Below are 21,438 nucleotides of genomic sequence, written 5' to 3'. Positions count from 1 at the left end.
CAGTCTCTTTTTTTTATTTATTTTTGAACCATGAAACAGAGTCCGCAACTCCGTCTGCTTTACAGATATCTTTTATATGCTGCCGGCACAATCCTGCTCATTACTTTGACGCGGCTCCTACTCTGGGCATTCAATACTCCGCTGTTTCATCCAGCTTCTGCCGGTACATTTTTTAGAATCATTTCCGGAGGACTGTTATTCGATTTCAGCACGTTTTGCATGGTGCACCTTCTATTCATTCCATTTCTGCTTGTGCCATTTTGCGTACTAAATAAAAAAGTTTTCCGAACTATTCGTTACTCACTTCTTGCCGTGGCAGGGTTTATTTTGCTGGCGCCAAATATCATCGATGTCATTTATTTTCGCTTCACTTTGAAGAGAACAACTTTCGATGTTTTCACCTTCATAGGGACCATGGAAAATGAAATTGGCGGGCTTTCGCTTCGATTCCTGCTCGATTTCTGGTATATGTTTCTGATATTTCTCCTGCTCTTCGTTTTATTCATCTTTTTATTGCGTCGAACCATTCTCGACAGGAATATTAAAGAAATAAAATTGAAATATAAATACCAGCTTCCTGTTGCACTTTTGTTTACCGCTCTGTTGATCCTGGGTGGCCGTGGCAGCTTCGATATGCGCCCACTTGGGATTATGCATGCGTCGAGGGTTGCCGGACCTGAATATGCGCCGCTGGTCGTTAATTCCACTTACACCATTATAAAAACCTATGGTAAATCTGACCTGGAGAAAAAAGATTGGTTTACCGACAAGGAATTGGTAAAATATTTCGATCCGGTTCACTATTATTATAAAGAAAAAGATACTACAAGGCCTTTTAATGTTGTTCTCATTATTTCTGAAAGTCTTTCGGCCGAACACTGCGGATTTCTAAATGACGGCATGAAATCCTATACGCCGTTCCTGGATTCTCTGAGCAAGCACAGTCTGGTATTCGATAATATGTACGCCAACGGCAAACGCAGTCTGGACGGAATCCCGGCCATCATAAGCGGGTTGCCGCCTTTAATGCGGAATCCTTTCGTAACGTCGATGTATTCAGGGAATGATATCGAAGGCATTGCCAGTATGCTGGGCAGTACCGGATACGAAAATGCCTTTTTTCATGGAGGCTTCAACGGGACCATGAACTTTGACGGGTATGCCGCTGCTGCCGGTTACTCGCAGTATTTTGGGAAAAATGAATACACTGGTCCCGATAGTGATTTTGATGGCCGCTGGGGAATTTTTGATGAACCATTTCTGCAATTTATGGCCGACAAATGCAATACTTTCCGTGAACCTTTTACAACCTGCGTTTTTACTCTGTCAGCCCATCATCCTTACACTATTCCAACTCAGCATAAAGGAAAATTTGCAACTGGGCCAAAACCAATTCTCGAAACCATTGCTTATGCCGATTATGCGCTTGGAAAATTTTTCGGGACTGCATCGAAAACCAGCTGGTATAAAAACACACTTTTTATAATTACAGCCGATCATACCAGCGAGCTTTATTCGGATTGTTATGTTTCTGTTCCTTCCAATCATTCCATCCCGATGATGTGGTTTCATCCGGGTGACAGCATGCTCAAAGGAAGATCCCATGTGCTTTGCCAGCAAACGGACATTCTCCCATCCATAGCCGATTATTTGAATCTGAATGATACCATTATTGCCTTCGGCAACAGCGTTTTTGATTCCACTTCGGAACGTTTTGTAATTATGATGAACGATATGGTATATCAGATGCTGACACGCGGTTTGCAATTGTCCGGTTTTGACGGAGAAACAAACTACAAACAATCGGAATACCGGCAGTGTTCAGGTTCAGATGAAAGCACCAATAAACCTTTGACGGCCGACGCAAATCAGAAGCTGATGAAAGCAATTATTCAGCAATTCAACAACAGAACCATAAGCAACCGACTTACAAAGCCATGATGCAGCGCAAAAGTATAATTATCATCAATCCGGTTGCAGGTTCAAGGCGCAAATCCAATGCAGAAAACCGTATCCGGAGCTGGATTGAGTCAAATAAAATCGATTGCCGGATTGAAACAACCCGTTATCGTAACCATGCCAATGAATTAGCATCAAAAGCGCTTTCCGAAGGATTCAATCACTTTGTAGTATCAGGTGGAGACGGAACGCTGAATGAAGTTGCATCGGCAATTTACCTGCAACACAATGTGTCATTTGGGATAGTACCTGAGGGCAGTGGCAACGGATTGGCGCTTCATTTACGACTTCCTTTGAAAACAGAAAAGGCGCTGGAAATTGCATTTGGAAACAAAGTTTCACCGAGCGATGTTGGCCTGTTCAATGGAATTCCTTTTTTCAGTGTTGCAGGTGTGGGTTTCGATGCCATGGTAGCATACCGGTTTTCGCAAAAGAAAGGCCGCGGCCTCCGAAACTACGTTCTTGCAGTTATGCAAAACTACCCTGGATTTAAGCCGACAGAGTATTCTGTTGAGGCAGTCGGTAAAACGATTACAGGCAAATTTCTGATGATCTCTTTTGCCAATTCAAATCAGTTTGGAAACAATACTTCGTTGTCACCAGATGCCAGCCTGAGCGATGGATTGATCGACCTGTGCCTGATGAAAAAAGTGCCGGTTCCGGCAGCGGCATTACTGTCTCCCCTACTCTTTTTGAAAAAATTCAATCTGACACGTTTTCTGAAAATCATCAGAACCGAAAAGGCGAAAATCACGGTCCAGCTACCGGCACATTATCATATTGACGGAGATCCATTCGAATTGAAAAATGCCGAAATATGGCTTGACACATTGCCTGCAGCCTTAAATATCCATAATAAATAATTGCAATGTCTAAAAACAAATTATCTGGCTTCGATGGGCTGAAAAATCTGGTTTACAGCACCAGCAGTGAAACGATGAAAGGCATAGAAGACAGCCGTCAGCCGCAGCAACCAGACACACCGGAACCGACAAAGCAGAATCTGCGTGTATGGATTGAAAAGAATCACCGGGGCGGAAAAGTAGTGACTATTATCAAAGGCTTCGAAGGTAGTGATCAGGCATTGAAAGATCTGGGCAAAAAATTGAAGAATCATTGCGGCACTGGAGGCAGCGAAAAAGACGGAGAGATCATTTTGCAGGGCCATCAGGCCGATAAAGTGATGAAATATTTGACTGACAAAGGTTTCAAGGCGAAGCGCGCCGGCGGCTGAGCATACTTTTCTTTTGCCCGCCCCTTCGTCAGGCTCAGGGCAGGCTTCAGAAAAGTATCAAAAGAAAACCTCGTCGCTGGAACATTTTGCGGGAAATCGAAGAACTGCCCCCCACAGCCTGAAATAACTCGCTGCAAAGAACATCTGATTATAAAATACAGCTCAGACAGATTTCAGGCATCATGCCTCCGGCGCCCACCCTTCTCTTCCTCGATTTCTTATCCGCAAAATATTATGCGACAGTCCCAATTACAAGTGTTGGAAATCGCTTTATTTTTACTTGTTTTTGCTATTGAAAATCAGCCGATAGTGCGACGAAACGACAAAAATATTTAATATAAATACTTTATTGTGTGCAAATTGAATTTGTATTATCACACTAAAACGCAAGATGTCTGAAGTCGGGAAGTTTATCAGGTTCCTAAAGTCGAAAGGTAGATATCTCGTTTTGTAAAAAAAAAAGCCCTGCAAAAGCAGGGCTCCGAAAATCTGAGAAATTATTTTACAGCTACATTCGACAGCTGCGCCGGTTGCCCGGTACTGCATCCTTCTGGTTGAGGCATACGAAGTAGTGTGAAATCAAATGTGATAACTTTTCCATCCACATCGAGCGATTCCGGAAGTCCTTCAACAGGTATCAGTACCTGCTCGCTTTCGCTCACCAGAATAACGGTATTGCATCCGGTAGGTCTGAATTTGTGAGAGACTGTTCCATATGTTGAACCCTGCGTTGTCGTAACTGCTGTTTCGTTACTTTTTCTTTCCTTGCAACATTTACAACTGCTAAATGTGAAAACTGAAACAAGAAGCATTAAAAAAATCCATTTCATATTTGAAGATGTTATTGTACAGAAACTTTAATAACCCTCTGGAAAGCTATGTTTTCTTTTCCAACGCGAACCAGATAAACGCCGGGAGTCAAACCCTGGGCCGAAAAATCAGTATTGAAACTTCCTGAGGAAGTGACGACTTTTTTACCTGATAAAAGAACGCCTTTTATATCAAACAGGTCAACGACCAACTCTTCAGAATTGGGCATATTGTTACCGTTGACAACGATGTTGTTTCCGTCGGAATGAGCGTTTATTTCGCTGCTTGCAAACTCATCAAGCGCAGTGTTGTATGGAATTCTGAATGAGAATATTCTTGTGCGTTGACTACCACTCGAAAGATATTCGCCTGTATACCAGAAGATGGTGCCATCACTCGGGTCGAGCGAAGTATGACTGTAATCACCAAAGCGATTCATGCTCGTTTGCGCACCTGATCCTGCCACAGCCACCGTTTCGGTATAAGTCATCTGATTAAGGGGATCATATCCATTGCGACCTGTAAAACAAGCACTGGCTGAAGTTGTTGAGCTTGATTTTGCATATCCCAGACCGATTCCACCTAAGTCATCCATGGCAATACTACCACACCAGCGGCTTTCAGTATCAGGTGAATAAGTGCTTTGCTGATAGATGCTCCAGAGGCCGGTGCTCTGATCCTGGTGCAGTTCAAACCAACGGATACTGCGCTGTGTAGAGCTTACTTTAACTCCCATGTTCAAAACTACAGAGTTGTAACCTGTCCAGACACGGTGCTGCGCGCGGAAAGTGAATATACCACCAATTCCATCGAGCTTCATAGTTGCTCCAGGTTGAGGGATATCAAACCATCCTGCATCATATGATGCATCAAAAGGAGCTGCAATTAAAGATTGTTTAAAGGCAACTGTAACTTGACCCGTAGTCCAGTTTGTGGTTGCGTTGTAAATATTAATAGCATCGTCATATGACGCTCCCCATCCATCGTCTTCGAAGCTGAAAATCGGACAAGGCGTTCCGGCCGGCGGCAGCTGACCATCGGCAAATGCGCTGAGCGGACAGAAAAAATATCCAGCATTGGGTGGATTGTAAGAAACAGATATCATTCTAGGACTTGCGCCACCGGCTAACATAACATCCCGTTCAAAAACCATCACTTTTTCAGATGTATTGAAGTTAGCTGTCATGTAATACCCGTCGGTCCAAATCGAAAATTTGAGGTAATCTGGAAACGTTGAAGCAGTGTACTGATAAGTGTAATACTCACCCGTGGGATCATTTGTCTTCGAAATACCAATATAGATTTTTTTATCAGTTGTTGTCCCAAATTCTGTAATAATCCAGCGGTCAGCAAACTTATCATACATAACAATCGGATCGCCATTATTCGATCCAAATAGCAATGACCCTAAGGTAAAAGGACCGGCAACATTTCCACCTGTTTTAGAATATATCCTGTAATAGGAGTTCACTGCCTGCACAAAATGATCAGGACCTGCGGCACCTGTTGGATCCGGAGGAGTACCATTACCACTTTGACCAATGAAATTAATCAGCGTTGGTATTGTTGATTTAAAGCCCATTACTTTCTGTGATGCCGGATCTTCACCTTTTGGTTCAGCATCAGGATTTGTCTTTTCAGCGAAAGGCACACGCAGTGCACGGTCTTTCATTTCAGGTTTTGGTCTGTTTTCGTCGCTTTCGTCGATCATCTCCGGCAGCATACTGCGCAAGGTCGGAGTGACCACAAATTTGTCTGGATAAATAACTTCGGTTTCACTATTGCCATCATTCTGCGAAAAAGCTGATAATGAGAACAAAGCAAACGAAAAAAGTCCGAAAAGTACTAGTTTTTTCATGGGCAGATTTTTTTCAAATTTACAAAGAAAAATAATATCAGCCTTATTCAATAGCGTTAATCATTTGAAAAAACGAGTACAGTTCTGCATCGAATCATATTCGGATTAATTAAATAAGAGAGAATTGTACTGAAAGCAGGCTGATTGGTCGAACCCATTAAGCTTTTGAAAATTTCAAAACAGAAAAATCGCATTGTTTGAGAACTGACAAAATCAGGAAAGAATCTTACTGTTTTCTTCAGCTTCTTTTATTAAGAGTTGAAATTCCTCATTGGTGAATCCGCTATAAATATAATTTATGGGGTTCACTTTCTGTCCGTTGCGGATCACTTCATAATGCAAATGAGGTCCGGTGCTGGGTCCTGTATTACCAAGCTTTCCGATCTCCTGCCCGCGCTTGACAACTTCGCCCTCTTTTACCAGTTTTTTGGAAAGGTGCGCGTATAAAGTCCTAAAACCATAACCGTGATCAATTACAATTACAATCCCGTAACCAGTCATGGAGCCCAATGGGTCAATAACAACCCCGTCGCCGGTAGCATAGATTGGAGTGCCGATTTTACCCGCCAGGTCAATACCCGGGTGGAACTGAGATCCAGCCCTCGAAAACGGATTTCTGCGCCAGCCAAAGCCACTCGACAACTTAACCCTGTTACGATCTAGCGGCATAATACTGGGAATCGATGCCAGCATCTTTTCCTTGTTTTGAATCATAACGGAAAGATCCTGAAATGAACGGGACTGAACTACAATGCGGCGACTGATAAGATCGAGCTTTGACACAGTTTCCTTCAGTAATTGTCCGTTTTCGACTACATCATATTGTGAATTTGCATTGGAAGGGCCACCAACACCCGGGTTTCGCTCCTCTTCGGAAAGTGGGTCCATGGCGAAAATCGTTCTGTAGGTCCGGTCATCCTTTGTTTGGAGCGTATTGAGGATTGAAAGAATTTTTTCACTTTTCGAATTTAAAACTTCGAGCCGCAAGCGATAAAAATTTATGTCCCGCGAAACCTTATTCTCCTGCGGGCTATCGGTGAAACTAAAAAATGCAGCAGCAACACAAACTCCAACCAGAACTGATAGACCCAGACCGCTCAGAAGTTTTTTTGTCAGATACTTTCCCGATTTCTCCACAGAACGGAGTGATAATGTAATCGGGTCAATAATATATTTAGCCTTTTTGCTGAACATATGTACAAAAATAGTAAATAATTCAAAATCACATGGTTAAATGCGACTAGTGACAATAATTTAAGGCTAAACAAAACATTTTTAATGTCGTATTTAATTCGGCAATTTCTTCAACGACTCAACTAGTCTGGTCAATTTTAAAGTCTTTCAACAGTAAATTTCGATTTAAATAATATTGCTGAAGAAATAAAAGGCCATAACTCCAGAGGCAATTAACTTTAGTAAAACCCCTGTCAGAAAGCCGAGAAATGTACCCCAGGCAGCTCTGAATGCCTGCTTGCTTTGTTTTCCGACAATAAATTCTCCGACAAGTGCGCCTACAAAAGGCATTACGATGATTCCCCAGGGGGGTAAAATAAAAATTCCTAAAATAAGTCCTATCGTACTGCCCCATACGCCGGCTTTCGATGCTCCGAATTTTTTCGCTCCAGCCACTGGAACAACATAGTCCAGCACGGTTACGAAAATAGTGACTCCGGCCATTATCAGCAGAAATGTAACTGAAAAGGGTGGCTCTGCCTTAAGCTGAAGTAGTAACAGTGCTGCGAAACTCAATGGTGGGCCGGGAACGATGGGTAAAAAACAGCCTAGAATGCCAAGGATAGTGAGAATTACTCCGAGTGTGATCCAGAGAATGTCGGTCCAGGGGATGGAAATCAAAACAGATAGAAATTCCATGTTTGCGTGTTTAATGCAAATGTAATAAATAGTTGGTGACGAAGCTCTCTGTAATATTTATTCGAAAGTGTGAAATTGAAATCACACTTTTGCATAAAATAAAAACAGCTATAAGATTGATATACTGTTTCTTTATTTCGTATTTATTTGTTTTCAATTCAAATACAGGAAATGCTTCTGGTATCAAAAAAACTTTCAAGATTTAAAAATTCACGCTTTATAACGCAGTTTGCAATAAATGCTATGGCTTTCTGGTCACGCGTCGGGAGACGCGCGACCAGTCTTGTTCGCTCATGCGACAACAATAAACGCTGAAAACGGGAGACGCGCGACCAATGGAGGTAAAGCAAATGTCTAACCTGGAATCGTCGGGAAGCGTGCCTCACTCCTTTTAAAATTATTAACTTTGCTTCAAATTGTATGTTATGAAGAAAATTGTTCATTCGGAAAAAGCTCCCAAGGCCGTTGGCCCTTACAGTCAGGCTGTTCAAACCGGCAACCTTTTGTTTATTTCAGGACAGATTCCGCTCTCGGCCGAAACCGGAAAAATAGTTGAAGGCGGTATTACGGAACAGACCCAACAGGTTCTGAAAAACATGGGCTATATCCTCCGCGAAGCCGGATATGATTACAGCGACGTAGTGAAATGCACGGTTTTACTTGACAATATGGATAATTTTGCTCCGATGAACGAAGTATATGGTCAGTATTTTACTGAAAATGCGCCGGCCCGTGCGGCCTACGGTGTTGTCAGACTTCCGCTGGGAGTAATGGTGGAAATTGAATGTATTGCATCCAAATAGTCTTTTATGCTGAATTATATTGTCTGGAATGTTGATCCAATCATGCTTCGGCTGGGTACGCTCGAAGTCCGCTACTACGGATTGCTCTTTGCGCTTGGCTTTCTGGTAGGTTACTACATTATGAAATATTTCTTCAAAAAAGAAAATACGCCTCTCGAAGAAATAGACAAAATGGCCCTGTATATCATTCTGGGATCCATTATTGGAGCCAGACTCGGACATTGCTTCTTTTATGAGCCTGCATACTTTTTCGCAAACCCAATCGAAATTTTATTTGTCTGGAAAGGTGGACTGGCCAGTCATGGCGGTGCTATCGGCCTCATTCTGGGTCTCTGGCTTTATTCGCGGAAATCGTGGAATCACTCTCTGTTGCACATTTTAGATCGTATTGCTGTTCCAACTGCACTGGCAGGAAGTTTTATACGCCTTGGAAATCTCTTCAACAGCGAGATCTACGGATATGAAACCAGTTTACCCTGGGGCTTTGTTTTTGTTCGCGACGGGCAAACCATGCCACACCATCCAACACAGATCTATGAATCATTGGGCTATCTGCTCATTTTCCTGGTTCTGATGCTGATGTACATCAAGCGCAATGGAATCATCAACCGCGGCTATCTTGTTGGCTGGATGGTGACGTTGACTTTTGTGTTGCGCTTTTTCGTCGAATTTATTAAAAACAATCAGGTCGATTTTGAACAAACCATGAGCCTAAATATGGGACAGTGGCTAAGTATTCCGTTTATTATTGGAGGCACTGCCCTAATAATTATGTCGAAAAAACTTGGGCCGGCACCTGAATGGAAGCCCGAAAAAGGCGGCAGTAAGAAAAAAGAAAAATAGCTATTGCATTTTCGCAATATGGACAAAGAAATCCCGGCTGAAATTAAGTGCGGTATTTTTTGTTTCAAACAAACCAAAGCAAGCTGAGCCGCTGCCACTCATGGCTGCATAGACAGCTCCTGCAGCGTAAAGTTTGCTGATGATTTCAGATATTTCCGGATATTTTTCCGAGATCGGTTTTTCAAAATCATTGATCAGTTTATTGCGCCATTCGCTGACCGGCAACGAAATGATTTCACTCTCGGGAATCCGCTCTGCATCGGGTTTTACAAGCGAATAAGCAACGGGTGTTGATACGCCTGTTTGTCCGTCGGACATTTTCAGAGATTTGACAATGGCAATTGTGTATGCTGACAAATCAAGTTCTATGCTTTTCAATACTTCTCCCCTGCCCTGTGCCAATGCGGGTTTTGAATCAATGAAAAAAGCGCAGTCGCTGCCAAGTTCAGCTGCATAAGTTTTCAAAACATCGATTGGTAATTCAAGACGGAAAAAATTATTCAATAAAACAAGCGCCACAGCAGCATTCGAAGAACCGCCTCCAAGGCCGGCTCCGGAAGGAATTCGTTTTGCAAGATGAAATAAAACCGGTTTGATACCGTGTCGGTCGGCCATTAATTTCCACGCTTTATACACCAGATTTTGCTCAACCGGAATATAAAAATCTGTTCCAAACGTCCGAATATCTGTTCTGGAAGCCGTGTCCGTGACTTCCAGTGCATCGTGCAGCGGCACAGGCACCATCACAGTTTCAATGTCATGATAGCCGTCAGCGCGCTTGCGCAGCACCTGCAGACCGAGATTGATTTTGGCTTTTGGGAAACAAAGCATGTACAAATATACAAAAATGGGATTGAAAAAATGCGGGATAAACTTCTCGCCCTGTTAATGCAAAAAAGCAGACCGAAGTCTGCTTTAAGTGCCCGGAACAGGAACATCACCGGTATTTTGTGTTGCCTTCAATTGGGTCTGCTGCTGCTATTTTCAGAACAATATACGACATTATACAACATTATTTACTACAAAATTCTTCCCCGTATTCTTCCCCCGCTTATCTTTGCATTATGGAAGTGAAATTTTACCTCAGAGACAAAGGTAAGAAAAGTTCAGCTATTTATGCTCTGATACACTTCGGTTATTCAGAGATCGACGCCGATGGGATTGTCACCCACCGGCCACTGAAGTATAACATCCGCCAGTCCGTCGAAACAAAATACTGGGATTCCAAAAATGGCAAGGCCCTCCGGAGTATGCCGGGAGCGCTCGAATTCAATCAATGGATGGACGATTTCAGATCAAGGGTGCTGGTCATTTATCGCGAATTATTATTGGCCGGCAAGATCACGCCCGAATTACTTCGCGAAAAAATATCTGATCAGTACGCCGCGGGGCCAACCGAAAACACAAGCATCACCTTTATCGAGAAATTTATTCACGACTGCGAGACCGGGATGAAAACCCTGCCGGCAGGAAAGTATTCAACCTGGACCATCAAGGGATATAAAACAACCTTACAATATATCCGGGAGTATATTCCGCGATTTTCATTTGAGAGTTTCGGGATCCAGGAGTATAATAAATTCGTGTCCGATCTGTATGATACCGGCAAGGATGTCAACACCCTTGGAAAGCATGTTAAAAATATCAAGGTGTTTTTCCGCACTGCAGATCTTGCCGGGGTGAAAGTAAATCAGGACTATCGACGGCCAGACTTCCGGACCCTCACCAGGGAGACTGAGAGTGTCTATCTGACAATCTCTGATCTTGATCTGATCCGCGACGCCGTTGTGCCAGAAAACTGCGAGATGGCGCGCGATGTTTTTTTGGTAGCCTGTTACACCGGATTCCGGTATTCGGATCTCAGGAGGATTGACCGGGATGCCATCCGCAATAATCGAATTGACGTGAAAACAAAAAAGACTGGCGCCAATGTGGTGATTCCAATAAACGCAACGGTCCTCGAAATTCTTGAGCGTAGAAAATATAAGCTGAAAATATATTCCAACCAAGTGTTCAATCGCCTGATCAAAGATATTTGCTGTGCCGCAGGATTGAAGGATTCAATCATTAAAACAACTTTCCCCGGAGGGATCCGAAAGGATAAGACTTTCGAAAAGTGGCAGCTTGTTTCTACACACACCGCAAGAAGATCATTTGCTACAAACGCCTATCTGTCGGGAATTCCGGCCATCTACATTATGAAGATGACCGGTCACCGGACAGAAAAATCATTCCTGAAATACATCAGGATCTCAGCGGACGAAGCCGCGGACATTACTTCGAAGTACCCGTTTTTCGATTAGTGGTCGCCAACTCCTGTTTTACATCCGCAAGTTTTTGTTTGTAGGTATCAATCAATTCAAGCAGACTGTTGATCATTCGATCTTTTTCGTCACACCTCTCACACTCTTTTCTAATTGGCTCCGTTGACATTCCGATCAACCACTCCGGGTTAAGACTTGGAAACACCTGTGCAATTTTAATCAGCGTGTCACCCGACAATTTTCTCATTTGAGACTGGCTTAATCCTACCCTCTTGCATAATTCATACTCTGTGATGTTCAGGAGCGACGTGATTGTGTCCGCGTCCACCCTGTTCGACAACACCATGTCATAATTCAATACCGGAGAGGCAATTGATTTACCCTTCATTGTTCCGGTTCCGGATCTCAGCCAGTCGTAATTAATGTTTGGGAATTTAGCAACAATCTTTGTTGCTAACGATCGAGAGATCCCGTTTCTACCACTTAATACGAACATAATAATCTGTGCCCGGTTATATCCGAGCTTGTTTGCCAAAAGTAAGGGAGTCAAGCCCAATTCTTTTAGCAACAGTTCCATCCTTTGTTTTGCTTCCATAGGGTGAAAAGATGTTAAATAACGGTTAATTGTGTATTGTTGTGCATCATTTAGTTACAATATTGCATATATTTGTTGCGTTAATCATGAAACACTTCACCAAATGAAACGCAAAGATAAGCAATTAATTGACGAAAAACGCAATAAAAAGATAGTTGGTCGATATAAAGAACTCATAAATATGGGTTTAAATAAAACCTCAGCTATTGGAAAGATTGAAAACGTCAAGGAATTTGGCTCGTTGTCAAGTCGCCAGATCACCAATATTCTCAAGAAGGAGGGACTATGAGCAATATAATTGTTACAGACTCCGAAACCCTGCAGAAAATTATTACTGAGACGGTCAGCAGGGCAATGGCTACCCAAGGGAACCCAGTACTCACATTCAGAGAGGCATCAGAGTATATGAAGGTTTCAGCAGGAAAGCTCCGCGCGATGGCCCTACGTCACACGATCCCATTTATCAGAGACGGAAAGAACATGAAATTTCAGATGAGTGACATTAATGAATATCTACAAAAAAACAGAGTCGCATGAGTGAGTTTGAAAGGATGATGCACCTACTTAATAGTATGGATGCAAATATAGATCTCCTGATGGTTATTGTAAAACACCTTTAATTAATAAAAATGGAAGCAAAAAAAACACCCCAGCAATTGCTGGAACAGGTTGAACCGAGAGAAATTTTTAACATCCCGGATTTCAAGGAAAAATTTATCAGCACTCAGGTTTTGAGCTGCAGGAAAACGGTTGAGGATGCAACTCAATTCGAGGCGCGAACCGCAATCTATTTCCGGCAGGCGATGACTGCGGATCCAAAGCTGTTGAACTGCACAAAAATGTCAATCCTATCGTGCTACCTTGATGTTGCGCTTGAGGATATTGATCTGGCGCCAGGACAAAAGTCGGAGGCCTATCTGTCATCCCGCGGAGTGAACACCGGAACGAAAGCTGCACCAATTTATAAGGACTTTATGAAGGTTGTAATGACCGCATGGGGCGAACTGGCGCGATATATCCGCAATGGAGTGATCAAGCGCGCAGCCAACCCAATCGTTGTTTATGATGGAGACGCCTTCGGAATGGGCCTGAATGAAAATGGTGACATGATGATCCGCTATGAGGCAAAATTCCCACGCAACGAAAAGGCGAAGATCATTGCATGTTTTGTGAAAATACTCCTGCCCGATGGAGGTTATGACTTTAAGGTTATCGACCAACTTGAGATTGATCGACTCGCCGGTTATTCAAAAAAGAACAATCGCGGCACATCCGCTAATGATCTGTACACTTCGAACAATGGCCAGATTGACCCCGGATTCCTGATGACAAAAACCATCAAGCACGCTCTTAAGGGGTATTCGAAAGTCGCATTCAAGGCTGAGAATGTGGAGCACGAGGATGAGGCCACTCAGGAGCAGCGCGAATTTTTCCCAGCAAAGTCGGATGCTGATCCACAAGCGCCAAGTGAGGAACTTCAGAACAAACCACAGGGAGAATGCTGCGCCCCTGATCCGGGAGCGCCTGAGACTCCGGCCGCAAAAAATGATGATGACATTTTTTAATTCACAACCAACATGGAAGCAAACGAAAATTTACCGGCAACACAAGAAGATTTTTCAGTTGATAAATTCACTGAACTATCAAAGGCCGCACCCGACATCCTTAATCAAAACAAGAGCCTTCGCCTGAAGGCTGAGACAAGTCTGAAGGCTATCAATGGTTTGCCGATTGACGAGAAGTCAGACACTCTCCGAAAGGAATTCATTGACAACTGTAAAAAGGCTAAAACAAGGATGAAGGATCGCAGAACGCCATTCACCCAGATGGTCGATGCAGTCAAAAAACTCTTTACAACAGAGGAGGCGTGGTTTGACGAAACAATTAAGACCGTCCAGGAGGACCGAAACAAATACGCCGCTGAGGTCCTTAAAAAACAACAGGAGGCTGAGGCCGCCGCAAAGAAGGAACTGGACCGGAAAAATACACTGGCATTCATCCGCCAGATTCTCAATACAAAACTGGCTGAGATTGAAAGCACTGTTATCACCAACCATCAGCAGACGGTCAATGAGTATCTGCAAATGCTGACAATTGCCAATATCAATTCCGCAATTCCATCCAGAGACAATCCGGTTACCATTCCGGTGACGGTTGAAGGATCACTCAAGGAACACGTCGGAAAGAATTTGAGCGCCTATCAGAAATCTCTTGTACCTGTTGAGGAGATAGATAAAATGGCTCTCGAGGTCAGCGAGACATTTAATCAGGCAAGGGTTATTGCAGAGTGCGACAAGATCAACGAGCGCGCAAAAAGCGATCTCCCCGCTTTAAAGAAAAAGCTTCAGGAGATTGAAACGGCAAAAACAGATGTCGAGAAGGAGGCACTAAAACAACAGATATCCGACAAGATCCAGGATGACACGAAGCAAGTTATTGACGAGGCCAAGAAAGTTGAAACAGACGCTTCGCAGACGGCAGCAACGCATGCCGGCGTCGAACAGATCCAGAACCAACTTGAACTCCACATTGCATACACTACCCTTGATGTCAAGAAAAGCAAGAAGATTGTTATCCTGAACAAAGAGGGGTACATGAATATTTTCGCAATGTGGTTTGAGCGCGAGGGAAAGGATCTTCCGGATGCAAAGCTGCAGAACATGACGGTAGCCCGTATGGTCACATTCTGTGAGAAAATGGCAGACGCGGGTGTTGTCATTGCCAGTCCACATGTTTCCTATCAAGATAAGGTTGTTGCGAAATGATTCAACTGATCACACTTTTTTCGGGGATCGGTGGGCCTGAGCTTGCGGCCGAAATGCTAAACGAGAAATACGGACGCGAAGAATGGATAATTGTTGCAAGCTGTGAGATCGCCGAATTCCCGAGAAAAGTGCTTGAATATTACTGGCCGGACACATACCATCACACTGATATAAGAACACTGACCTATGAAACACTCGTTGAAAAATCAAACTGGAACCCAAAGCTGCCAACTGTCATTATTGGAGGATTCCCATGTCAGCCATTCTCAGTTGCCGGTGGAAGAAAGGGAGCGGATGATAACCGTTTCCTCTGGCCGGAAATGCTTCGTGTCATTGCCGAAGTCAGGCCGGTTGCCGTCATTGGTGAAAATGTTGCTGGACTCCTCTCAATGGTACAACCCGGCGGTACGGTTAGAGTGGAAGGTGCAGAGGATTTATTCAGTGCGGAAAACAGTTTGGGAGGAAACAGACTTGTCGGTAAGAGCAAAAAGATTATTACGAAGGAAGGTCGATACATCATTGACGAAATCTGCGAAACTCTTGAACAAAGTGGATTTGAAGTACAGCCGGTTGTTATTCCGGCTTGTGCCGTCGGAGCGCCGCACCGAAGGGACAGAATTTTTATTGTTGCCTACACCTACAACAATGGATCACACGCCACAAACACAGGGGTTAAAGGTTTGCAATTCGGACGGAAAAACAGAATTTATAAAGCTGAATTTATTGCCAACAATAACCTCAGAGACCGGAAGGAAATCAGACTTCAAACAAGGCGGGAAAAGCATGTTTACAGCATTGAAAGAAAAAGGATTATTACCGACTCCGACAGCCAGCGACTCAAATGGAGGTGGATCAGGAAACTCCGATTATGCAAAAAAGCATGCCGGCGACAAATTAAAATATGCATGCGTGAGAGGGCTCTTGCCAACCCCGTGTGCGACCGACGACCCATCAAAAAACACAGGGAAGCGAAATCAGGACGGATTGCAAAAGAGAGCCTTTCAAGCAACTGGTCAAACTGGCCAACTCAATCCCCTATTTGTAGCGGAGATGATGGGATTCCCCCCCCCATGGACGGTATTACCTTTTCAAAGTGGCGAAACGAGTCAGTTAAAGCCTACGGGAACGCAATAGTATCACAGGCAATCATGCCGGTAATGGAAGGACTTCAGATTTTAATAAACGAAGATTATGAGTGAACCACTAACAGATAAAAGCATCATGCCTTTCGGTCAGTTTTTCGACCAGAAAAAGACCATGGCAGAGGTCCCGACATGGTATCTCAAGTGGCTGAAAAAACAGTATGAAACCAATGGATGCCGTGGGGAGGTCAACGAAAGAGTGAAGCAATATATTGATGAATACTGGGACGCAATTGAAATCGAACATAAAAAACAAGGAGGTAAATAATGATATCATTGGAAGCAAAAATAAAAAGACTCACTCGGCTTGTTGATGCCGGAAAGATCAGCGAAGCGGATTATTTCATGTGGCTGCAGACGTATCTGAAAGGAGTCAAGCATGTATAAGGGCAAAGCAATTTACAACCCATCCGGAAAGGCCGGAGAATATTCACTTTGGGCCTGCAACTTTTATACAGGTTGCTCAAACAACTGCCAGTACTGCTATTGCAAGCGCGGCGTTATGGCTCACACGTGGAGCGACAAAGCGAAACTCAAAGCCTGTTTCCGGGATGAGAAACATGCACTCGAAGTGTTTGAAAAGGAACTTGAAAAGAACATTGATTCGCTTCGGGAGCACGGATTATTTTTCACGTTTACATCGGATCCAATGTTGCCCGAGACCATTGTTCTGACATATAGTGCAGTCAGCGTATGTCTTGAAAACAATGTACCAGTTAAGATTCTCACTAAAAGAGCCGACTGGTTTACGACCTGGTATGCCTATTCAAACATGTTTGTCAACAAACAGCACTTAGTTGCCTATGGATTCACCCTTACCGGATACGATGAATTAGAGCCGGGTGCATCAACAAACCAGCAGCGAGTTGATTTCATGCAAAAGCTTCATAATAAAGGGTTCAAAACATGGGCGTCAATTGAGCCAATCATTTTCCCTGACGCAAGCTTTGAAATGATTGCTGAAACCTACAAGTTTTGTGATCACTACAAAATAGGACTGCAATCAGGAAGTCGGTATAACAAAAAAGACCTACAATCATTTGTGCAAGGCGTGGTATTATTGACAGATGCGGCTCTGTATTTCAAAGATTCCCTACTTGATCAAGCTGGCATCAAAAGAGAAAGCCTGCCATCAAATTGTGTTGGACGTGACTATAACATTTTCAAGGAGGCGCTATGATACTCGGATTCAAAACAGAAATACTGGGTGAAAAAACCCACTTTCAGGAAAAGATTCTGGCCGGCGTGGATCCAGAGCTGCGAAAAATTTATGTCCCGAAAATTCATACCATCCGGTCCGGTAAACGATGGAAAGCGGGAATGTCGATCCAGATGGCAACCGGCGTGAGGACGGCAAACTACAACCAATTCAATAAGGATATTCCGGAGCTTGGCGTGTGTAAGTCGGTGCAGGATATTGTTGTCGAATACATTGATGCGCTGCCGTACATTTTTGTTGATGGCAAGCCGTTCAATCCAGTGAAGCGCATCGACTTATTTATTAATGATGGCTTCATCGGCTTCAAACTCAACCCCGTCGCTTCATTTTTCCGCTGGTTTCACAGCGACTTCGAAGGCCAGATCATTCACTGGACAGATTTCAAATACGAACTTTAAAAACCAAAATAAAAACGTATGAGTAAACAACAAAATCCATTCGCGGGAATTCCACTCAACGAGGTGGAGGATCAACTAAAAGCAAACGCGCATGACATTCAGGTGAAGAATTATTTCCGGGAATTCACTCCCGAGGAAATGATTTACGAGCAGGAGCGCTATCAGAGCCTTTTGAAAAAAATTGAGGCAGAAGATGAAAAGCTAAAAGCGGCAAAAGACGACTATAAGGCCGCCGCTAAACCGCTCAAAGCCGATCTACAATTCACACGAACTTGTATTAAGACAAGGGGGCGCAGTATTCGTGGAAATGTGTACATCATGTTTGACGAAGTGAACGGGCTTATTGAGGAGTACGACAACCGGGGTAACCTCATTGTTCGAAGACCTTTAACCCCAGAAGAAAAAAAGGCACCATCAATTCCATTTAATTCATCAAAAACCGGCGAAAGGAACGCCGTAGGAATGTAATTATGAGCGAAGTTAATGTAACAATCGAAAAAATCGAAGGGAACGAGCTTGTCATTCGCGAGGGTCATGCCTTAGCAGTTCTCCCGAAGGATGTACTTAAGGTGACTGGCACGATAGGAGTTCCATTCGCGTACATCGAAAAAAGAAAAGCCACTATTAATCCCGAAAACGCCGTAGTCGAAGTTGATTATGAGAAACGGCACATCAAGTTTTTGCAGGATCAGTACGACAGCCTATCACCTATCGTGGCTGGTTTTATTGTGCTGGATCCCGACCTGCAGAAATGGGAGATCGGAACCACAAAAACAAGATCAAGTAAAGACCTGGCTCTAATGATCAAAAGCAATCGCCTTATGTTTGAGTCTATTGAGCTTGCCACAAGACTTGTGACAATTTTTGAGGACTTAAAAGTAAAGGTTGAAAGAGAAATCCAGGACAAAGACGATCATCGTGGCAACATCCAGAAAACGCAGGCTTAGGTTGTACGCGAGATGTCAATTCCGGAAGGGTTTAATCTTGTTTGTCCCGTTATCAAAGGAGGAGACAAAAGAACAGTTCCGGTTGAAATTATCATCAACCCCGACACATTTGAAATCATGCTGATCAGTCCGACAATCAACGAAATTCTCAAGCAGGAAACAAAGGGAATGATTGACGCTGAGATTTCGAAAATCCAGTTAGCTCAGCCAAAAATGCCAGTTCTATACGTGTAATCCCCACCAACGGGGAGTTGTTCCGGAGCGGTAACGCCGTCCCTGGGTTCGCGGCCCACCGGAGCACAAACCAAAATCAAACAGATATGTCAAGACCAAATTGTTACATCAGGGAAAAAGGCGGCAAAGTGAAATTCCGCAAAGAGAAATTCATGGAGGATATGATCACGGAGGGTGTTGAAAAGCTCACCCTGCACGAATGCAGGCCTGTCAAAAAATCGAAACTAATTTACTGCAGGATCTATCAAGGCGAATTCGAAAAGTGCGACTGTGGACAATCATGTGAACAGTATATGCCAGGTAATGGTGTGTCCGGCGTATGCATTCATCGCTTATTCATTTACCGGCCATTCCGTAAGGTGCAACTAACAAGAAGTGGTAAAATTTCAATCCTGAAATAATGAAAATCCTGAACATCCTTGGGATAACATACACCCGTAAAGGCAAACAGAAAATTGCCTGGTTTAATCCTCTGATGTGGATTGTGTATGTGGTTTATTTAGCTACCTACCTTTTGTTTTATCAGGCAATAAGTGATAAAGAAGAAGAAATTCTATGAAACCACTTGACAGGCTTGAACCATATCTGCAGCGGGAGAAGAATATAACCATCGAGGTTGAACACCACAATACGGGTGACAACTCAGCCGGCGTGCATATCTCTCCCATGGGGTGTGTCTTTACACTCTTTGTAATATGGTTTTTTATTGCCTGCCTAATTACAAAATTTAATCTTGGCGACAATGGAAACTGAAACAATCACATCATCGGTGCGCGATGGCGGATATTTTGAACGGCCGGAGGTTTCAAATTCCGACCTGACGAAAATCAAGCATGAACTTTCCGGAGGACATGGGAATGATCCGTATGACGCATTTAGGATCGGGACCCTGGTTGACGCCATCATTACTGAACCGGACGCGCTGGATCCATATGCAAGGACCATCAGGGAATATAAGTACACCCGCAAGGAGATCCAGAACGCTGAGAAGATGAGGGATAAATTCTATGAAGATCCATTCTGCTCAGAGTTTGTAAAAGGTGCATCCTTCCAGGAGATAATGATCCGGGACATGGAGATCAAGTATGCCGGCCAGTCGTTTGTCCTTCCGGTCCGATGCAAGTGGGATATTTGGAAACAATCCTATGGGATGGGCGGAGACATCAAGTCAACCACGGCAACCACGCTGAGACAATTCGAGGCAGCGGTTGAACATTTTGATTACGATCGTTCGCGCGCATTCTATATGGATATTGCTGGCAGCACACACGATGTGATTATTGGTATTTCGAAAAAGAACTTCAAGATATTTCGCATTCCGGTAATCAAGGGCGGGGCTCTCTATAATCGGGGCAAAGAGAAATATTCTTATTTGGCATGGAAATATAAAATGATGTTTGCGTAATATGACAAAGAAAGAACGACAACAAGTTTTTGAAAAATACGACGGCAAATGTGCCTACTGCGGTTGCGACCTTGCAAATGGCTGGCACGCTGATCATATTAATCCTGTAATCAGGGATAGTAAATGGAACAGAGAAAAAGGCAGGTTTGAGCAAACGGGAACATGTCGTAAGCCAGAAAACGAAACACCGGAAAACTACAACCCTGCTTGCGCAAGCTGCAATATTCAAAAAAACTCATTTACGGTTGAGCAATTCAGGAGTAATATAAAACAATTTGTTGCGTCATTAAACCGTGATAGCACGCAGTATAAGTTTGCCAAGCGTTACGGGTTAATTATTGAGAGCGATAAGGATGTTGTTTTTTATTTTGAGAGAATAGACGCAAAAAAACATGAATAGCACCATAGGCGGCGGTTATATCGTAAGAAATTATTACACCCCTGTTTCACAACCATGGGCCTTTACATTCACTGGACATGTAGGAGTTGACCTTAATCACTCAAAAAAGCGTATGAAACTGAAAAACTTCTTAAATAAATGCAAATTGTTTCAATTCTGCAACAAAAGTAAAAAATCAAATTACGTTGAAAAACAAAGCGTTATGGGGTTTTCGTACTATTGGCCAAAATATTTTTGCCATAAATGATGCGTTTACTATCTTTTTTGTGTATATTTGATGCAATATTGTTTCACTTATTCACGTTTTAAATAAAAGATCGCAGCCATGAAAACACAGAACAAAACAACGGGCATCAACGCCGACATAGCGCTTGGGAACATTAAGGATGTTTGCGCTCGTGGCGATGGCAACAATATTACGTCGAAATATTTAATGACATATTTCAAGGTTTGTGACCTCCAACGCAACAATATTATTGTTGATAAATCCAGAATTACGAAGGTTGATGGAGGCGTTTGGTTTTGTTTTGGAAACAAAAGAATCAAGGCGTATGGCGGCGCACATATTCATGCATTTGAAAACTGTAAGGTTGTGCTTTATGCAGGCGCGCAATGCACTCCGCATTTACAATTAAAGGTTAATGCCGAAACACCTCAAAGCAAGTAGGCAAAACGATTAACACTTACTAC

The 21,438-nt window shown here is 43.3% G+C and carries 29 protein-coding genes; 23 read left to right on the top strand and 6 right to left on the bottom strand.

From position 1 onward, the window contains the following. Window positions 1–30: 30 nt before the first annotated feature. The 3 genes from A2W93_14545 to A2W93_14535 are packed head-to-tail and all read left to right on the top strand — an operon-like array spanning window position 31 to window position 3,193. Window positions 31–1,941 (top strand): hypothetical protein, encoded by a 1,911-nt coding sequence (locus tag A2W93_14545; protein OFY52560.1) that lies wholly within the window; start codon window positions 31–33, stop codon window positions 1,939–1,941. Further along, window positions 1,938–2,822, top strand: coding sequence for a hypothetical protein (locus tag A2W93_14540; protein ID OFY52559.1), 885 nt, complete (start codon window positions 1,938–1,940; stop codon window positions 2,820–2,822). The genes A2W93_14545 and A2W93_14540 overlap by 4 nt, the downstream gene beginning before the upstream one ends. A 5-nt stretch (window positions 2,823–2,827) precedes the next feature. Further along, window positions 2,828–3,193, top strand: a complete 366-nt coding sequence (locus A2W93_14535) for a hypothetical protein (protein ID OFY52558.1) — start codon at window positions 2,828–2,830, stop codon at window positions 3,191–3,193. Window positions 3,194–3,690: 497 nt separating this feature from the next. Here A2W93_14535 and A2W93_14530 read toward each other — a convergent pair whose 3' ends face one another. From A2W93_14530 to A2W93_14515, 4 genes are all read right to left on the bottom strand, one after another. Further along, window positions 3,691–4,023, bottom strand: a complete 333-nt coding sequence (locus A2W93_14530) for a hypothetical protein (protein ID OFY52557.1) — start codon at window positions 4,021–4,023, stop codon at window positions 3,691–3,693. A gap of 11 nt (window positions 4,024–4,034) precedes the next feature. Next, a complete protein-coding gene (locus A2W93_14525; protein OFY52556.1) occupies window positions 4,035–5,912 on the bottom strand; it encodes a hypothetical protein in 1,878 nt (625 codons plus the stop codon). Between the two features lie 162 nt (window positions 5,913–6,074). Then, entirely contained in the window at window positions 6,075–7,055 is a 981-nt protein-coding gene (locus A2W93_14520) for a hypothetical protein (protein ID OFY52555.1), read from the bottom strand. A 165-nt stretch (window positions 7,056–7,220) separates the two neighbouring features. Then, window positions 7,221–7,733 (bottom strand): hypothetical protein, encoded by a 513-nt coding sequence (locus A2W93_14515; protein OFY52554.1) that lies wholly within the window; start codon window positions 7,731–7,733, stop codon window positions 7,221–7,223. Between the two features lie 425 nt (window positions 7,734–8,158). On the opposite strand from A2W93_14515, the gene A2W93_14510 reads away from it, so the two are divergent. Then, complete coding sequence (locus tag A2W93_14510; protein ID OFY52553.1) at window positions 8,159–8,536, top strand: reactive intermediate/imine deaminase; 378 nt, start codon at window positions 8,159–8,161, stop codon at window positions 8,534–8,536. A gap of 6 nt (window positions 8,537–8,542) precedes the next feature. Then, a complete protein-coding gene (locus A2W93_14505; protein OFY52552.1) occupies window positions 8,543–9,379 on the top strand; it encodes a prolipoprotein diacylglyceryl transferase in 837 nt (278 codons plus the stop codon). Here the strand turns inward: A2W93_14505 and A2W93_14500 are convergent, their stop codons facing one another. Continuing rightward, on the bottom strand, window positions 9,380–10,210 hold the full coding sequence (locus A2W93_14500; protein ID OFY52551.1) for a 4-(cytidine 5'-diphospho)-2-C-methyl-D-erythritol kinase: 831 nt from the start codon (window positions 10,208–10,210) through the stop codon (window positions 9,380–9,382). A 233-nt stretch (window positions 10,211–10,443) separates the two neighbouring features. Between A2W93_14500 and A2W93_14495 the strand changes: the two genes are divergently transcribed. After that, a complete protein-coding gene (locus A2W93_14495; protein ID OFY52550.1) occupies window positions 10,444–11,682 on the top strand; it encodes a hypothetical protein in 1,239 nt (412 codons plus the stop codon). On the opposite strand, the gene A2W93_14490 is transcribed toward A2W93_14495, so the two are convergent. Next, window positions 11,654–12,238, bottom strand: a complete 585-nt coding sequence (locus A2W93_14490) for a hypothetical protein (GenBank protein OFY52549.1) — start codon at window positions 12,236–12,238, stop codon at window positions 11,654–11,656. The two genes, A2W93_14495 and A2W93_14490, sit on opposite strands and share 29 nt — an antisense overlap. Window positions 12,239–12,341: 103 nt before the next feature. On the opposite strand from A2W93_14490, the gene A2W93_14485 reads away from it, so the two are divergent. The 17 genes from A2W93_14485 (at window position 12,342) to A2W93_14405 (ending at window position 21,415) form a co-directional block, all read left to right on the top strand. After that, window positions 12,342–12,527 carry a hypothetical protein gene (locus A2W93_14485; GenBank protein ID OFY52548.1) on the top strand — a complete coding sequence of 62 codons (186 nt, stop codon included), beginning with the start codon at window positions 12,342–12,344 and terminating at the stop codon, window positions 12,525–12,527. Next, window positions 12,524–12,775, top strand: coding sequence for a hypothetical protein (locus A2W93_14480; GenBank protein OFY52547.1), 252 nt, complete (start codon window positions 12,524–12,526; stop codon window positions 12,773–12,775). Before A2W93_14485 ends, A2W93_14480 begins: the two co-directional genes overlap by 4 nt. A 92-nt stretch (window positions 12,776–12,867) precedes the next feature. Beyond that, window positions 12,868–13,803, top strand: coding sequence for a hypothetical protein (locus tag A2W93_14475; protein ID OFY52546.1), 936 nt, complete (start codon window positions 12,868–12,870; stop codon window positions 13,801–13,803). A gap of 12 nt (window positions 13,804–13,815) precedes the next feature. After that, complete coding sequence (locus A2W93_14470) at window positions 13,816–15,003, top strand: hypothetical protein (GenBank protein OFY52545.1); 1,188 nt, start codon at window positions 13,816–13,818, stop codon at window positions 15,001–15,003. Beyond that, entirely contained in the window at window positions 15,000–16,202 is a 1,203-nt protein-coding gene (locus A2W93_14465) for a hypothetical protein (GenBank protein OFY52544.1), read from the top strand. Before A2W93_14470 ends, A2W93_14465 begins: the two co-directional genes overlap by 4 nt. Next, window positions 16,195–16,413, top strand: coding sequence for a hypothetical protein (locus A2W93_14460; GenBank protein ID OFY52543.1), 219 nt, complete (start codon window positions 16,195–16,197; stop codon window positions 16,411–16,413). The genes A2W93_14465 and A2W93_14460 overlap by 8 nt, the downstream gene beginning before the upstream one ends. A 111-nt stretch (window positions 16,414–16,524) precedes the next feature. Further along, entirely contained in the window at window positions 16,525–17,325 is an 801-nt protein-coding gene (locus A2W93_14455) for a hypothetical protein (protein ID OFY52542.1), read from the top strand. Then, on the top strand, window positions 17,322–17,762 hold the full coding sequence (locus tag A2W93_14450; GenBank protein ID OFY52541.1) for a hypothetical protein: 441 nt from the start codon (window positions 17,322–17,324) through the stop codon (window positions 17,760–17,762). Before A2W93_14455 ends, A2W93_14450 begins: the two co-directional genes overlap by 4 nt. A gap of 18 nt (window positions 17,763–17,780) precedes the next feature. Beyond that, on the top strand, window positions 17,781–18,230 hold the full coding sequence (locus A2W93_14445) for a hypothetical protein (GenBank protein ID OFY52540.1): 450 nt from the start codon (window positions 17,781–17,783) through the stop codon (window positions 18,228–18,230). A 2-nt stretch (window positions 18,231–18,232) separates the two neighbouring features. Next, window positions 18,233–18,709: a hypothetical protein gene (locus tag A2W93_14440; GenBank protein OFY52539.1), complete on the top strand. Its 477-nt coding sequence runs from the start codon at window positions 18,233–18,235 to the stop codon at window positions 18,707–18,709. A gap of 12 nt (window positions 18,710–18,721) precedes the next feature. Beyond that, on the top strand, window positions 18,722–18,943 hold the full coding sequence (locus A2W93_14435; protein ID OFY52538.1) for a hypothetical protein: 222 nt from the start codon (window positions 18,722–18,724) through the stop codon (window positions 18,941–18,943). 86 nt (window positions 18,944–19,029) lie between these two features. After that, a complete protein-coding gene (locus A2W93_14430) occupies window positions 19,030–19,344 on the top strand; it encodes a hypothetical protein (GenBank protein ID OFY52537.1) in 315 nt (104 codons plus the stop codon). Window positions 19,345–19,498: 154 nt separating this feature from the next. After that, on the top strand, window positions 19,499–19,696 hold the full coding sequence (locus tag A2W93_14425) for a hypothetical protein (protein OFY52536.1): 198 nt from the start codon (window positions 19,499–19,501) through the stop codon (window positions 19,694–19,696). Then, a complete protein-coding gene (locus A2W93_14420; protein ID OFY52535.1) occupies window positions 19,686–20,348 on the top strand; it encodes a hypothetical protein in 663 nt (220 codons plus the stop codon). The genes A2W93_14425 and A2W93_14420 overlap by 11 nt, the downstream gene beginning before the upstream one ends. A gap of 1 nt (window position 20,349) precedes the next feature. Then, window positions 20,350–20,748 (top strand): hypothetical protein, encoded by a 399-nt coding sequence (locus A2W93_14415; GenBank protein ID OFY52534.1) that lies wholly within the window; start codon window positions 20,350–20,352, stop codon window positions 20,746–20,748. Then, window positions 20,741–20,995, top strand: a complete 255-nt coding sequence (locus tag A2W93_14410; GenBank protein ID OFY52533.1) for a hypothetical protein — start codon at window positions 20,741–20,743, stop codon at window positions 20,993–20,995. Before A2W93_14415 ends, A2W93_14410 begins: the two co-directional genes overlap by 8 nt. A 78-nt stretch (window positions 20,996–21,073) precedes the next feature. Further along, a complete protein-coding gene (locus tag A2W93_14405; GenBank protein OFY52532.1) occupies window positions 21,074–21,415 on the top strand; it encodes a hypothetical protein in 342 nt (113 codons plus the stop codon). The last annotated feature ends 23 nt before the right edge of the window (window positions 21,416–21,438 follow it).

The sequence above is a fragment of the Bacteroidetes bacterium GWF2_43_63 genome (genome assembly GCA_001769275.1).
Lineage (GTDB): Bacteria > Bacteroidota > Bacteroidia > Bacteroidales > DTU049 > GWF2-43-63.
Note: the sequence above shows the minus strand (reverse complement) of the source record. Positions and strands in the feature narration are given on the sequence as shown.